Raw genomic sequence first — 15,049 nt, 5'->3', positions numbered from 1 at the left:
GTATTGGGCGTCCTTCGCGAATGGATCGAGATACTCGTCGTAAAGCCCTTCTCCCAGCTTCCCTATATCTGAAAGGATTTCATCGCCCATTATTGAGCGTGTTGTTCACGCCTTGCTCGATTCCTTTCACGATGTTTTGTTGAATTCTTTCAGTGTGCACTAGCTCGGCTATAACCAAATCTTTTACCTCTATTTCGGCCTTTTTTGTAGCTTTCTTTTATATACCTAGTCCACATGCCACCTAGTCTGCCTTCCAACATGTATTACCCATCTTTTACAAAGGGTTCTATGACATCGCTGTAGACTCCTTTTGCACCCGACCAAGCCGTTTCTAATACATCTGTTCCTATTTCTCTCGCCGATTTATTCCCCGTGAGTACATCTCCCGCGTAATTCAATGCACTGGTAGCACGATCCGCGACTCCCTTTGCCATGATATTTCGCTCGGTAAGTGATACTACGTCTTCTCCACTTCCCTGTTCATAAATTTCTTCGGAGTTACCGAACGTTATTGCAGTAAACGCAGTATCTACTGTATCAACCACAGCACCCCACATCGCAGAAAATCAATTTCCGGAATTTTCTATCCTTAAATACAAACTTACAAAACCAATAAAATATGCTCTGCAAACATTCAAAGGCTCATTCCTACTCACCGTTCAAGTTGGAATAAGCCTTTGAATGTTTATCAAGTGCTTTAGTGTTTTGGTTGTTAGTTGTATTGTGCGATCTTGTTGCTAGAATTGTAAATGGATTTACACAAAAACTAATTACACCATTAAAGTGTAAGGCTTATAAGTCTTCTTGTTTCAAACTCAAAATATATTCAAGTCTACCTTTCCAAGTATTATCTGTCTGTACCATTTTATAATCATCTTTTTTTATACGTTCTTTGTACAAACTGATATCATGAAGAAGTCGCTTCACATCATCTACTTTAATATAATCCTCAAATTCTAAATTCATTAAAAATTCGTCTAATTTTAATACTATAAAGTCAGGAATTTCATTCATTTTCAAACTTTCTAAGGCCAGACATATAAAGAATGTTGTTTTACTGAAATTGCCTTCGTTTAATAACCACCAGTCCTCCTCTAGAATTCTTGCAGAAGCCTGAGCAGTATTGTACTCGTTTTTACCAATGTATTCTTCAAACCCAAAATCCACAGAATCTTTAATTTCTTCGTAGGTACTCATAACACACATCCTTTTATCTCATGCTATTAGTATAAACGTTTAATTTTATATTTGGGAATTTACGTCTAAACTCAAATATCAAATTTGTACAACTCTGGCATACGTCAAAATGTGAAAACAAATCAATTTCACCCTTTATAGTCGGGTCTTTAATTTGTGAAGCGATATCCTCTAAAATTTTTGCTTCAGTATCTTGATATCTTGCAAAACCGTCATCTACATATGTTTCAAATATTCTATCGTTTTTTTGATGTGTAAAATTATCAAGTTCTGCAAATAAATCATCCAATGTATTAATTTGACTATGAGAAATATAGTCTTTCTCGACTCCAGAAATATCTACTTTAGCGGAAGCTAGATTACCTTTTTCTAATCTTCTTAGTTTCTGCTCTAAATTTCTTCGCTGTTTACTTGAAAGATTTTTAAATGCCTCTGATTTTCTTATTTCATCCGCTTTTTTCTTTATTTGATCTCTTATATCTTTAGTTCTATTGTAAAGGTCATTAATTATCTCTTGTTTGTCAACATTACCCGTCCCCTCATTACCACTATTACTCCGACGATGATTCCCTCCACCACCGCCTCCTTTACCAGACAAATCATCATGCCGAACAAAATAAAACCTATATTCACCCGAATAAGCGTCTCTGAAAACAGCAACTCCACCAAGCACGTTCCCCATCTGCTTGAGAAGCTTATCAACCATTTCTTGTAATTCCTCGATCTATTTTGGAAAACTCTTAGACTGCGTCTTTAGCTTTCCACCCTTTAGGGATGCGCTACTGTTCCGGTTGTTATCAACGCCATCGAGAAGTAATCCCGTTCTATTTCCACCGCCTCGTTTTCCACGTTGGGCATCGATAATAACTACGAATTTCATCCATAAGATGCTCGTATACAGCTCGTGCCTAAGCAATAATCCTCGTTTGCTTTTCTACTTCCTGTGCTAGTTGCTGGCTCTTCAACTCTTCTGCCACTACCGGTTCACGTTTTGCCATTCTTTTCTTCTTCCTTTGATTTTGGGCATACAAAAAAAAGCTCCTTCCTACTCATAGATCAAGTTTGAAAGAACTTTTGAAAGTTTATCTAGTGTTTGAATTGTTTTGGGTTTGGTTTGTTGGCTGCATTGTACGATCTTTTTGTTGGGATTGTAAACGGGTTCACATAATTTTTTTGACAGGGCCCCAATTGCTATTCATTTTTGAAGATAGCTCCTATTTGTTCTAAACTTATATTTTCAGGCCAAATAGTTTTATGATTGTAAAAAGCCCTATTAAAAATAGCATTGTTTATCTCTACGTTTGATAAGTCTACTTCAGATAAATCGGCACCAGTAAAATCTACATCTTGAAGGATGGAATTCCTAAAAGATGCTCTTGATAAATCACAATTAATAAATTTTACATTTTTAAGGTTAGAATACATAAACCTCACTTTCATCATACTAGAATTGGAAAAATTCACTTCCTCTACAACTGATTCATAAAACGTAGCTTTTATAGCCTTAGAATTAGTTGCTTCACATTTCTTAAATATTGAGTAATCCAAATTTGACTTTGTCAAAATCACGCCATTCATACTGACTTCAAAAAAATTAATTGAGGCCAGATTAGAATAATAAAAATCAGTATTGGTTAATAAACATTTCTGTAATGTTGAGCCTACCAGTACCGCATCTGTTAAGTTCTTATCAACTAAATCCAATTCAATTAAAGTAGCATCCTCTAAATACAATTGTGTGCCTCTAGATTTTGATTCAATGATCCATAATTGGTGATCCTCAATCATTTTATTTAGTTCTTGTTGAGTTAACATCTATTATCCCCCTCTTTCCATTTAAGGCCACCAACGGATTTTTCCCTTCCATTCCATTGTACTTATAGCATTTGTTAATTGCTCAATGTGATCTTGGGATAATTTAGTGGTATCAAGAATAACATTTTCTCCCTTGCTTAATTCATCTTCAATATCTGCCATTGCCTTATCTAATCTAAACCCACCTTTCTTAGGAGGGTAATTTGAGTTAAATCCCTTTACATCCCACACTTGTCCATTTCCATCGATAAACTCACCACGACCCGTAACTGGATCACGTACAATTGGCCCAGTAAGTTCTCCTCTAACCTCTAATTCAAGCCCAGCCTGTCGTTCTATTCTAGTTTTGTCATCAATGTTAAAATTATGGTCTGGGTCTCTTGCCAAATCTTCATACTCATCTGGTGTTCTAGCATGATAAGTTCCCTTATCGCCATACTTATCCATTAATTCCTGATAGTAATCTGGGGCATCCTTCCTGATTATATCTAAATCACTTTTACCCTTCCCCTCATTACCATTATCACTCCGACGATGATTCCCTCCACCACCGCCTCCATTACCAGACAAATCATCATGCCGAACAAAGTAAAACCTATATTCACCCGAATAAGCGTCTCTGAAAACAGCAACTCCACCAAGCACGTTCCCCATCTGCTTGAGAAGCTTATCAACCATTTCTTGTAATTCCTCGATCGATTTTGGAAAACTCTTAGCCTGCGTCTTTAGCTTTCCACCCTTTAGGGATGCGCTACTGTTCCGGTTGTTATCTACGCCATCGAGAAGTAATCCCGCTCTATTTCCACCGTCTCGTTTTCCACGTTGGCCATCCCCATCTGGTAAGTCAATTGCCTTTTTTACTCCCTGCTTATAGGCAGACGCAGCCCCACGGCTGAGTAGCAGCTCGGCGATAACCAAATCTCTCTTGCCTTGATTGCTACCTTTTTCGTAGCTTTCTTCAATCGATCTGGTCCACATGCCGCCTTTTACAGTGTCATCCCACATGTATTCCGCATCTTTTACAAAAGGTTCTACGAAGTCGCTGTATAATTCTTTTGCGCCCGACTTGCCTGCTTCGTACAAGTCTGTTCCCATTTCTATCGGTGATTTATTCCCGAAAGTACCTGCCCCGCATAATTAAAGGCATCGGTAGCGCTTTGCGCGACTCCTTTTGCCATTTGATTTCGCTCTGTTAGTGATCCTACCTCTTTACCACTTACCCCTTCATAAATTTCTTCGGAGTTGCCGAGCATTAATGCGGTAAACGCAATATCTGCTGTATCGACCACAGCACTCCGAAGCGCAGATAAATTATCCTCCCAGAATTAATTCATCTTTGACTTGGTATGGCATGAGGGACAAAATATGCTTACTTCCCGCTGGTAACAGAAAAAGGCTCGTTCCTCCTCAGTGTTCAAGTTGGAATAAGCCTTTGAAAGTTTATCAAGTGTTTGAATCAGTTAGTGTTTGGTTTGTTGGTTGTATTGTACGATCTTGTGTCCTAGCTGTAAACCCGGTCTACTTTCCCGAGAAATTTTCTTCAATATAAGGGTAATCAAGAAGGCTTAAATTTTCCTTAGTAATATATTTAATACGGTATTCATCTAAATTGCTATTTATATATAAAATATTATCTTTTCTTTTCATTACTGGAAATGAACTATCATCAAGTAAAAGCAAATCTCCATCAATAACTCTTAAAACTCTACCGGTTAGTTCAAGAAATTTCATCCATCCAATATTAAACGTCTTTGAAATCATCTGAACACTAATACGCATATTTGTATCAACACCATGATATCTGAAATTCATCTCCCGATACTCTTCCATATCATCATCTTCATCATCTAGATCAATGTCTATCGAAAAGTAATCACAACCAATATATACATATTGAAAGCCAAGTTCATGTCGCATTTTTTTAAACTTAACTTTCTCACCTATTACATCACTCGCTAGCTCATATAATAGATCCCCTATGCTATTTCTTTCCAACTTAGTATTTATAAATAATTCGTAATCCATTCTTCCTACCTCCCAAAAACCCTAGTAATTTGACCATCCTTAACAATTAAGAGTTCATCCAGATGTTTTAAATTTGCCTTGGGGTTTGTTTGTCTCAAAATAGTCTTTAATAGCTCATCTATATTTTCTGCAGGATAATCATCCAGATTAAGCACGATTCTTTTGGCTTGATTTTTAGTCTTGTCTTTTATTTTTTTACAAACACTATCAAAAGGGGTATCGACATCAGGAGCATAGCAATCAAACACTTTCCCCTCAATTAGGAAATCAGGATTTTTCCCTTCTTTTAGACCATAACCATTTCCTCCATCAATTTCATCCAACATTTCAATATCGTAACCTTGTTCTGCAAATAAGTCGGCAGCTTCATTTTGTCTTATATTTCCTCTGCCACCTTCAGGATTTGCATAATTCCCTTTTGGTTTTCCACCTTTAGGCAACGAAGGTTCAGTTAAGCCATTGTCAATACCGCCTTTACCCGTCCCCTATGTTGTAAAGCTAAACTATTGAAAAGGAACGGTGCTTGCTAGAATACTAGCGGCACCAACCGTTAGCTTGCTTGTTTTTCTGCTTGTTCAGGGAGACGGAACGCTGTTTTGTGCTTCATCATGCCGTAGATGATGTTGACTAACCGCCGCATGACACATACCAAGGCTTGCGTTGGTGTTTTGCCTTCTTCTTTCTTGCGGTTGAAGTATTCGTAAAAGAGCGGATTGCGTGGCTTTTTGCTCCCTTTTGAAACTTGCACTTGCTGGACAGCTAGGTTGTAAAACAAACCATGCAGTATCCGATTACCCTGTCTGCTTTTTTGGTTCGTACCTTTGCCGCCGGAACTGAAATTGACAGGGGCTATCCCTGCAAAACGTGCCAGTTTATCTGCGCTGGCAAAACGGTTAATGTCGCCTATTTCTGCCACTAGAGAAGATGCCGTTACCAAATCTATGCCTGGCATCGTTTCTAGTTGGTAGTCTAGCCGTTTCATCATACCTTGCAGTTCGCCTTCTACATACTCGATTTCCTTCTTGTTGAACTGTATGTCCCGCACATGGCTCTTGATTAGAAAGTCTCGTTGTTCCTGATAGCTTCTCGTCGTATCACCATCTGCTTGCACGAGTGCCAGTATTTCTTCTGCCTTCCTTGTCGAACACGCATTGCTACTTGATTTCCGTAAAAACTTCGCAAATTCTTCGACCGAGACACCGTTTAGTACGTGTGGGGCAGGGTACTTCTCCCAAAAAGCCAGCGCACATTTTCCGTCGATGTCGCTAAAGAACTTTTTGTAACTGGGGTAATGGTAACTGAGTTGGGTGTGCAATTGGTTTTTAAGGGAGATCAATCCCTTCACCAAGCCATTCCTTCTCGTCACCAGTTGACCAATCGTCCAGTATACGTCTTGCGGGTTTGCGTCGGGCAAGATGTCCAACTTGTTTAACAGGATTCTTGCTACACACTCCGCATCCCAGCTATCGCTTTTTTGTGTGGTCGGGTAACTTTGGCGCTCGGCATACGACAGAGCGGAATTGACCTCCTTCACCTGCTGTTTATTTTCTAACAGGTACACCGCTAACGAACGACCATACCCGCCTACATCTTCCAGTCCATACACAGGGGTCATGCCTCGATTCTTGAATTGCTTGACATACGTGATCAGTTCATCAAAAGCGGCGGGCTTGTTCTCAAACGTAATTTCCCCCAACTTCTCGTTCCAGCAGTTGATCACCACCGCCGTATGTGTTTTCTTGTGCAGGTCAACTCCAATGTAAATATGCTTCTGTTTGTAGTGCATGCAAGGCATCACCTCTGTCTATGAAGTACGTTGAAAGGTAAAAAAATGTCGGCAACCTCAGCTCAAGCGTTAGTCAACAAGTGACCCGCAACGGGACGCCAGCCAGTCCATTTTCTAATCGTTCAACGTCTCTATACCTACATATATTGAAACTTCAATGGTTTTTAAGTACCTTACAAAAATATTTTTCGACAATCCCTTACACAACGGGTAACGGGTAAACAGTGATGCGTAGTATACGATGTTTTCCAAAATCTGCACAACCCTGTATGTTTCCTGTCGTTTTCCTCTGTGGGAAGGTCGTATACTGTATATACGAAATCGTTACACCAATCGCTGTTGAATCTGCGGTTTATGCTGCCCCCAGCAATGCCGTACAAGGTACTTCAACTAGCGATACCCATTGTTCCCTTGCTAACCTGTTGAAATCTACGTGATACGGGTTTGCAAGGGTTTCTTTTACCCCTTTACGTATCAGTTGCGTATACATCTCTGCTCCGTCCCGCATGTCGCGAATCTGTTCCACCCTTTTTCTAGGGAGTACATCCCAATCTGTTACCACTGCCGCAAAATACTTGTCGTTCTGCTCTGGTGGATACCTCCCCACATCCGACAGTAATATTTTCTGGTCTGGTTTGTATACAATCTCAATGCGGCTCAATTCGTGGTCGAGCATGATCTTCTGTTTCTCCCATAGCTCCAGTCGCTTATCGTAAATGCGGCAGTATCCATTCGTCTTGCGCTGATGAGCTTTACCAAAATATCGTGTTGTTCCCTCATAAGTCATCTCCCGCCGCATATCGGTAGGGATGACGATGACATTTTCCAATGAAGTCCTCACATCATACGCCACATCACAGCCAACGAAAGTTATCCTGCTTGCCACCTTGCGTATCGGTTCCAGCAACTCATGAAAATGTAAGTAATGTTCGGGGCGAGTCTCTAGTCGCAAGGTATGCAAGTGCCCATCTGTTTCCCTAAAGTTCTTGTAAAATACATGTAAGTAGGCTTCCTTCCCTTTCCGTATATGCAACTCGTAGCAGTAGTCGCCCCAATAGATGGTTGGCTTCGTTTGAAACCCGTTCATCGCCTCGTCTCTCATCAATCCGTAATAAGCCCCAAGCGGCACATCCTTATATTCCATGACAAATTTGTCTATGGATACACTTGCATTCATCACACGCTACACTCCCCTTCTCATACGCTTTTTTGCTCCATGCGATTGTAAAATGTAACACTTACTCGACTAATTAAGTAATTATCGGACGCTGTCCATTTGAGACTGTTAAACGCAAAAAAGCACTTGTCGTCCATTACAGACAATCAAGTGCTCTAAGAGTTGAAGTTTACCAAGTTAGCAGTATCCCCTGAACCACAATCGAATACTGTATGAGGGATTATGTCACATGCTTTGTTTGGAGTCAACTATAACGTCTAACCCTGTGAGATGGTTCGCTCTCGTTTGTATCTCCGTTCATCGGTGTCATTTGTGGTAATCCTACATGAGAACGTCGTCTCGCCCGGTTCTCGTGGGTCTGCTGTATAGTATGATCGTATCCTAGTCGAGTACACCTAATTCGCGGCGCATTTCAATCTCCAGTTCACGTAACCGCTTTTGCTTGGTAACCAACTCCTCAAACCATTCCTTGTCCTTCATAGCTAAAGCCATGTCAATCATTTCGTCGTAGTCTTCTGAACACATCATCATCCGTTCTTTGAATTCGCTCATTTGTCCAGCCTCCCATTGTTTACGTGATGATTAGCTGACCTGCCTTGCCTTGTTCCACAACTGGCGGCTAATGATACGAGGAAACACATCTTTCTGCCTAATGCCATTCTGCTCTTTTTGCCCGTTGTACATGTTGAACCCTGTGTACGTCTCTTTGTTCAAAATGTTTTGTACCTGTACGACTGTCCAAGCCTTTCCTGTCTTAGTTTGGATACCAGCGTTGTTCAGCAACTTGGCGATGCGATAAGGGTTCGTTCCTTCTACATATTCCTGAAAAATGTATTTTACGGTGCTGGCTTGCTGTTTATCCAGTTCAATGTTTCCGTTCCACAGCCTGTAGCCATAAGGAATACCTCCGCCAGCATATTGATTCTTTCTAGCCGTAGCGATTCGTCCGTTTCGGGTACGTTCATTGATGGTTGCACGTTCAAACTCAGCAAAACCGCCAAGCATTTGCAAGAAAATCTTCCCTTGCGGAGTCGAGGTATCCATTCGCTCCGTCACACTAATGAACGCCATGTCTTGTGGTTCCAGTTCCTCTTCGATCAAGTCCAGCAGATGATTCAATTGACGATGGATACGGTCTGATTTCGTCACGACAATCCCGCCAACCTCATGTTCGGGCTGCTGAATGTAATGCAGCATCTCTTGATAACCATCTCGTTCTATTGTGCTGCCGCTAACTCCTTCGTCCTTGAAGATCGCTGCCAGTTGCCAGCCCTGACTCACGCAAAACGCTTCAATCTGCCTTACCTGTTCACTAATAGATGTGTTCTCCATCTGACTGTCCGAGGAGATACGCACATAGCCTACCCATTTCTTGACCTTCGTTTCCTTCATGTAAATGCCTCCTATTTTTTTGTAACACCATACGACCTTACGGAAGGCAATTACAACCCTCTTTATCCTTTTTACCGCTCGTTAACCGTGATCGTGGTAAGACATTTTTACATTCATTTTTAGATGCTACGCCTTCTGCGGTAGTAAAAAGGAGCGAAACAAAGCGTGTGCTCTGTCTGCTCCTGTCTTCATCCTTGAAACTTGCTTCTCGCTTGTTGCAGTATCTCGACCAACTGGTCTAACGAGCCATCGCTTTTCTGCTTCTGCATATCCCTGAGCTTGCCGTTCTCCCGAATAAGTGCCGCAACATTCATCTGCACTTTGGTGATCGCATCTTCCATCGCTCTGATTTCAGCATGGTCAGGCTTGTCCTTCTGTTCCTCTTGCTGAATACGCAGCAGCATACGCCGTTTCCGTAACTCTGAAAGCCGATACTCGCTATCCACCTGTACATTCGGGTCGATTGAAACCTGATGGTACAATTCCCGTTCTTCCTCGGTTAGCGTATCTAGCCAGATCGTTTCATACAGTCCATGCCTCAAGGCGTTTTTGTTGCCTTTTAGACGCTCGCTATGCTTCGTCTTATCCTTCGGACCCGTGGATTTTCCACCATGCAACCTGCAACGTCCATTCTTTAGAGCCGTTTTTTTACAAGCTTCACCGCTTTTCGTCTTGGCTCCGCATCGTTTCTGTTCCATTTTTACATCCCCTAACCTCATTTCATGGGGTATCGTTTCCCCGACCTGGGGGAGGGCTTCTTGCCTCCAAGCTGTTTATCCATCCACTTTCACTACATTGCTCACCATTCTTAGTTATCTTCACTCCTCTAATGCTTTGCTTCTACTTTCTTCCCTCTGTTTCTTATGCAACTGAAACTCCTCAAGCTGTTCCGTTTTTGCAATAAACGTAAAGCAGTCAAAGTACATACGTGTTAGTTCTGCTTTCGTTTCGATCTCGTGGTGTAACAGTTCCCATAAGAATTCTTCATGTTTCGTCATTGTGTTACTTCCTCCTGTGACTTTTGTATTTGGTTGCTCTCGTGGTTTCGTGTCTGTTTCGGTAAAATGTCCTTGGTCGTACATTTGAATGGGTGCGCTACCTACGAGCGTTTGGCTGCATGTGTTATTCCTTAGATTGCTGTACCTTTTGTTCCCAATATCTGCGCTCGTACTCCTTCGCTTTCAGACGATTCTCCGGCTTCCGCCTCCATTTGCGCCGATACTCACGTTCGTATTGTCTTCTATATTCTCGACGTGCTTCTAATGCTTCCGGACTCAATGACTTCATTAGCTTATCCCTCCAGTTCAGCTAACCGTTTCTTTTGAACAGCCAAGCATCTTGATGTTTCCTTCATTTCTTCTTCTGCTCGTCGTATCATTGCTGCGGCTTCTTCTTTCACTTTTTCAAGCTCTGTATGTTGTCGAGCCAACATATTTTCGTTATAGGCTCTCTTTTCCTTTAGTACACATGCTTCGATTTCAAGTTCATTCATGTTGCGAATCGCTTCTAACCTCTCATGATCGTCTAGCTGATCTGCTAATGAGGTCAATCTTTTTGCTTGGTCAAGCAACTGATTTACTTCTGTCATCACCTGTACGTCGGTTCGTCCTGACTGGTTCAGCTTATCCGCTTGATTTCTTAGCTCTCTGGCTTGCTGGTAATGCTCCGCAATTTGTGCTCTAATCGCTTCATACTCTGCTTGAGCCTGTGCAATTAATCCTGTTTCCTCTGCTACTGCCTGTACTTCTTTTGCCATTCGTTTCGTCCTCCTTTGATTTTGGGCATGCAAAAAAAGCTCATTCCTACTCATGGTTCAAGTTGGAAAGAGCTTTTAAAGTTTATCAAGTGTTTGAATCATTTAGTGTTTGGTTTGTTGGTTGTATTGTACGACCTTGTTGTTAGAGTTGTAAACCCGATCTACATTTTTGTATCTGTCATATGTGTTATTGGTTGAATGATGGCTTCATTCGGCACTGGTAGCCAATCCACTTAACCATTTACTTCACATTTTTCTAACATCCATTCCCTTGCTTTTTCTGATTCCAACAATATTGGTTTCTCCGATGTACCAATATTTATACTCTCAAAAAAGGCTTCTTCTATACCTTTAATATTTTTTAATGTTACTCCGTTTAACAATGTTTCTTTAAATGTCGAAACACTTATATCTACATTTTCTAGTCTTGCCCAACTAAAATCCGTTAAGTAGAACGATACATTAATCAAATTACAATCTACTAAATATGCATTTCTAAATATTGCTTCCCAACAATCACCTTTACTAAATCTACTGTTTTTAATGACACAGTTTGAAAAATCTGTATATCTAAGATCTGATTTATAAAAATCGCATTTATCTAAATATGCATTTTTAAATGTTGACGAGGCTAATAATGATGTGTGAAAATCGATATTTTCCAGTTTGAGATCATCAAAAGTACACTCTATTAAATATGCTTGTTCAAGCAATATATCGGATAAATCAAAACTTCTTAAGTCCACTTCATCTAACTTTAACATCTCACCTTCTTTACCAATTGTCTCAACCCACTTTTTATGCAAATCAAACATACTAAGAATATTTCTTTCTTCCATTTTCTCACTCCTTAAGGGTACCACAATATTCTATCTGCTATTCCTGCTTCATCAATTGCTTTCATCAGTTGTTCAATATGCTCAGGCACCATTTTTTTTGTATCAATAATTACGTTATTTCCTTTAGCAAATTCTTCGTGTATCTTTTGCATACCATTTTTAACAGAAAAAGCACCCTTTTTGGGACTTGTTATAGGTACTCCGTCCCTACCGCTTGGATATGATACAAAACTTTTCACGTCCCACTTTAAGCCTGTAGTGGTATCAATAAACTCTGCTCCGTTTTCTGCTTGGGGATCACGTATTATTCTTCCTAAATCACCTCTTTCTTCTAATGCTAATCCAACATCTCTTTCATTTATATTTTTAGGTTCTATTTTCCCATTACTTGCAGGATCTCGGGCTAAACTATCCAATTCTTCTTGATTTCTTCCTCCAGTATAATTCCCATGTTCATCATATAAATGAGGCTTGTCGCCCTTACCACCTTTATCCGTCCCCTCAGTATCCCTCTGCTCTTGTTCCCTTCTTTCCCTTTCTTCTCTTTCTCTTCTTTCCCTTTCTTCTCTTTCTCTTCTTTCTCTTTCTTCTTTTTCTCTCCTCTCTCTTTCTTCTCTTTCTCTTCTTTCTCTTCTTTCTCTTTCTCTTCTCTCTCTTTCTTCTCTCTCCCGATCTTCCTTCCCATCTTTACGGCGATGATGATTCCCTCCACCACCGCCTCTATTACCAGGCAAATCGTCATGCCGCATCCAATAAACCATAGGTTGACCCGTAAAAGCATCTCTGAGAACAACAATTCTTCCATTAAACACACCAGTCATCTGCTTAAGGAACTTATCAACTTTTTCTTGTAATTCAATCATCGATTCTGCAAAACTCTTACCATGCGTCTTTAGCTTTCCATCCTTAAGCATGGCGCTCATTGCGTCGTCGATACTGGAATTAGGCAAAAGGACACCTTTCCCATTTCCCTCATGGTCACCAGACTTTTTCTTGCCATTAGGCCCATTCAGCTTATCGGCCGTTTTGACTGTCCGCACAACGGCTGTACCTGTTCCGGCACTAAGAACGGTTACCGCTACCTCTGCTACCACCATGTCTTTCTTATACTCATTCTGGCCCTTCGCATAGCTCTCGTCTTCCGATCTGGTCCACAGACCGCCTTTAAACAAGTTATCTTGATCGTATTGGGCGTCCTTCGCGAATGGATCGAGATACTCGTCGTAAAGCCCTTCTCCCAGCTTCCCCAAATCTGAAAGGATTTCTTCCGGTGCCTTCTTGCCCGTAAACGTATCTCCCACATAATTGAGCGTGTTGTTTACGCCTTTCTCGATGCCTTTTACGATGCCATTGCGTTCTCTCAGTGTGCCTACTTCTTCGCCGCTTACAAATTCATATATATCTTGCGTGTTCTCTTCTCCCGCAAGTCCTGTAAGCAACATGTCTCCGGCATCTACTGCGGTATTCCACAAGCCTAACAAAGTATCTCCAAAGGCATCTAACTTCCCTTTCGCCTCAGCAACCTGGTTGTTGAAGGCTCTGCGGGCCATGACGGCAGCCAGACCGTTCTCCTTCACATCCTGTTCAAACGCACTTAATATCGTCGGAAACGCCTGACGTACAGTCGCCTCCAGCTTAATCTCCTCACTGCTGGATTTGTTTTCCTCCAACAGTTCTATCGTATCCGACGCCGTTTTCACGTTCAAGCTCTCAGACCCAGACAAATACACAGCCGCACCACTCAAGCTCAGCGCACCACTCGCACTGATATTCACATTCGAGGTGCTGTTCAGACTGACGCCCACATCCTTGTTCATCGAGATGTAGAGCATCCCTTCCTGAGCAGTCATCGTCAGCTCTTTATCTCCGAGTGAGAACTCTTTCCCCTGCGGGTTCCCAAACGTCTTCACACCGGGGTCCTGCATTTGCCGATCCTGCTTCTCGACAGCCGCTCCTTTTGGCGCATGGCGAACGGAGTTCATGACCATACCGTCGTCCTCTTCGTCGCTCGGGAAGTACAGCTTTACCTTTGAACCGAGCTCGGGCATGAGGTACAAAATTTGGTTGCCTTCCGCCGCATACGGAAACCACTGGGCCTTGCTTGGCTCTTGCTTTTTGTCCATGTTCAGATGGAGCTTGACCTGATTGCGACCGATTTGAATCACTTTTCCGTCGATCGCCGCACCGATGATGGCCTTGTTGTACAGCTTCGATTGCTTGACGGCTTCAGGCACGGCGCAGACGTAGCTCCATCTCAGAAGTCCCTGCTCCAGCTTCCCAGTCACTTTCGTAATGACGAATGTTTGGCCTTCCCGCTGCACCTCATCCCCGATTTGTAGCAGGTCGTCGTAATCGAAGGCGTACGTCGTGTACTGGTACTCGCTTACGGACGAGGAGCCGTTTGCGGCTTTTTTCATGTACGGCGCGATGGCCCGGTTGACCTCATATGGTGATTCGTCTTCCAGCTTGATTTTCTTGCGACCCTCGGGCATGCCGATCCACAAGCGTACCTTATGCGCACTCAAATCTGGGACGAGGACAGCTCCGACATGGGACGCGATTCGCTTCAAAAAGGTCCAGTCTGTCTCCTCGTACTGCATGATGTATTTGCCCTGCTGGCGGTCGTCGAAGGCTTGATCGATGACATCTCCACCGTGATAGATAGACATGACTTCATCTACGACATCCCGGTACAACCGATTCACCTGTTGAAACGAACGTGTTTTCACGCTCAGATCCAACGCATATGTATGCGACACGGCCTTTATCGTGACGTAGTGAATATCTCGTACGACCTTGATCTCCACATGATCCAGCCGCCCCATGAAAATCGGCTGTTTTTGCCCACCTTCCACCTTGTACAGCTCGATGGGATCGTGGGTGCCAGCACGATTGATGATCTCGTCCTCTTTGTCTTCCGGGACAATTCCTGTGATCGTGAGCTTGGCATGCGTGCCTGTTTGATGGACGAACTCTAGCTGATCTAGCCGGATCGGTCCATATGGCCAAACGATTTTTATATCCTGATAGGTCATGACGCCGCTTGTACGTTGCATGTTCTC

General features: G+C 42.1%; 17 protein-coding genes. All 17 read right to left on the bottom strand.

The features are described 5' to 3' along the window. Positions 1–263: 263 nt before the first annotated feature. The 17 genes from ACQ5DJ_RS12415 to ACQ5DJ_RS12335 all read right to left on the bottom strand — a co-directional run bounded on the left by ACQ5DJ_RS12415 (position 264) and on the right by ACQ5DJ_RS12335 (position 15,043). Complete coding sequence (locus ACQ5DJ_RS12415) at positions 264–545, bottom strand: hypothetical protein (RefSeq protein WP_429842747.1); 282 nt, start codon at positions 543–545, stop codon at positions 264–266. Positions 546–792: 247 nt separating this feature from the next. Further along, positions 793–1,197 (bottom strand): hypothetical protein, encoded by a 405-nt coding sequence (locus ACQ5DJ_RS12410; protein ID WP_429842746.1) that lies wholly within the window; start codon positions 1,195–1,197, stop codon positions 793–795. 13 nt (positions 1,198–1,210) lie between these two features. Next, positions 1,211–1,903, bottom strand: a complete 693-nt coding sequence (locus tag ACQ5DJ_RS12405) for a deaminase domain-containing protein (RefSeq protein WP_429842745.1) — start codon at positions 1,901–1,903, stop codon at positions 1,211–1,213. Positions 1,904–2,388: 485 nt separating this feature from the next. Beyond that, entirely contained in the window at positions 2,389–3,012 is a 624-nt protein-coding gene (locus tag ACQ5DJ_RS12400; protein ID WP_429842744.1) for a pentapeptide repeat-containing protein, read from the bottom strand. 21 nt (positions 3,013–3,033) lie between these two features. Continuing rightward, entirely contained in the window at positions 3,034–4,095 is a 1,062-nt protein-coding gene (locus tag ACQ5DJ_RS12395) for a hypothetical protein (protein ID WP_429842743.1), read from the bottom strand. Between the two features lie 435 nt (positions 4,096–4,530). Then, a complete protein-coding gene (locus tag ACQ5DJ_RS12390) occupies positions 4,531–5,037 on the bottom strand; it encodes a hypothetical protein (RefSeq protein ID WP_429842742.1) in 507 nt (168 codons plus the stop codon). Between the two features lie 5 nt (positions 5,038–5,042). Next, positions 5,043–5,477: a hypothetical protein gene (locus tag ACQ5DJ_RS12385; RefSeq protein WP_429842741.1), complete on the bottom strand. Its 435-nt coding sequence runs from the start codon at positions 5,475–5,477 to the stop codon at positions 5,043–5,045. A gap of 110 nt (positions 5,478–5,587) precedes the next feature. Beyond that, positions 5,588–6,823: an IS110 family transposase gene (locus ACQ5DJ_RS12380; protein ID WP_429842740.1), complete on the bottom strand. Its 1,236-nt coding sequence runs from the start codon at positions 6,821–6,823 to the stop codon at positions 5,588–5,590. Between the two features lie 352 nt (positions 6,824–7,175). Then, a complete protein-coding gene (locus ACQ5DJ_RS12375) occupies positions 7,176–8,000 on the bottom strand; it encodes a replication initiation protein (RefSeq protein WP_429842739.1) in 825 nt (274 codons plus the stop codon). Positions 8,001–8,381: 381 nt separating this feature from the next. Then, a complete protein-coding gene (locus ACQ5DJ_RS12370) occupies positions 8,382–8,552 on the bottom strand; it encodes an IDEAL domain-containing protein (protein WP_157696722.1) in 171 nt (56 codons plus the stop codon). Positions 8,553–8,582: 30 nt separating this feature from the next. Further along, positions 8,583–9,392, bottom strand: a complete 810-nt coding sequence (locus ACQ5DJ_RS12365) for a recombinase family protein (RefSeq protein ID WP_429842738.1) — start codon at positions 9,390–9,392, stop codon at positions 8,583–8,585. Positions 9,393–9,580: 188 nt separating this feature from the next. Further along, positions 9,581–10,090: an HGGxSTG domain-containing protein gene (locus tag ACQ5DJ_RS12360; RefSeq protein WP_429842737.1), complete on the bottom strand. Its 510-nt coding sequence runs from the start codon at positions 10,088–10,090 to the stop codon at positions 9,581–9,583. A gap of 120 nt (positions 10,091–10,210) precedes the next feature. Continuing rightward, positions 10,211–10,390: a hypothetical protein gene (locus ACQ5DJ_RS12355; protein WP_429842736.1), complete on the bottom strand. Its 180-nt coding sequence runs from the start codon at positions 10,388–10,390 to the stop codon at positions 10,211–10,213. A 124-nt stretch (positions 10,391–10,514) separates the two neighbouring features. Next, a complete protein-coding gene (locus ACQ5DJ_RS12350; RefSeq protein WP_170831576.1) occupies positions 10,515–10,679 on the bottom strand; it encodes a hypothetical protein in 165 nt (54 codons plus the stop codon). A 4-nt stretch (positions 10,680–10,683) separates the two neighbouring features. After that, positions 10,684–11,148, bottom strand: coding sequence for a hypothetical protein (locus ACQ5DJ_RS12345; protein ID WP_106778601.1), 465 nt, complete (start codon positions 11,146–11,148; stop codon positions 10,684–10,686). Positions 11,149–11,381: 233 nt separating this feature from the next. After that, positions 11,382–11,987 carry a pentapeptide repeat-containing protein gene (locus tag ACQ5DJ_RS12340; RefSeq protein ID WP_390304428.1) on the bottom strand — a complete coding sequence of 202 codons (606 nt, stop codon included), beginning with the start codon at positions 11,985–11,987 and terminating at the stop codon, positions 11,382–11,384. An 11-nt stretch (positions 11,988–11,998) separates the two neighbouring features. Then, positions 11,999–15,043, bottom strand: a complete 3,045-nt coding sequence (locus ACQ5DJ_RS12335) for a late control protein (protein WP_429842735.1) — start codon at positions 15,041–15,043, stop codon at positions 11,999–12,001. Between the last annotated feature and the right edge of the window lie 6 nt (positions 15,044–15,049).

Origin of the sequence: Brevibacillus sp. FIR094 (assembly GCF_050477165.1) — a bacterium.
GTDB lineage: Bacteria > Bacillota > Bacilli > Brevibacillales > Brevibacillaceae > Brevibacillus.
Note: the sequence above shows the minus strand (reverse complement) of the source record. Positions and strands in the feature narration are given on the sequence as shown.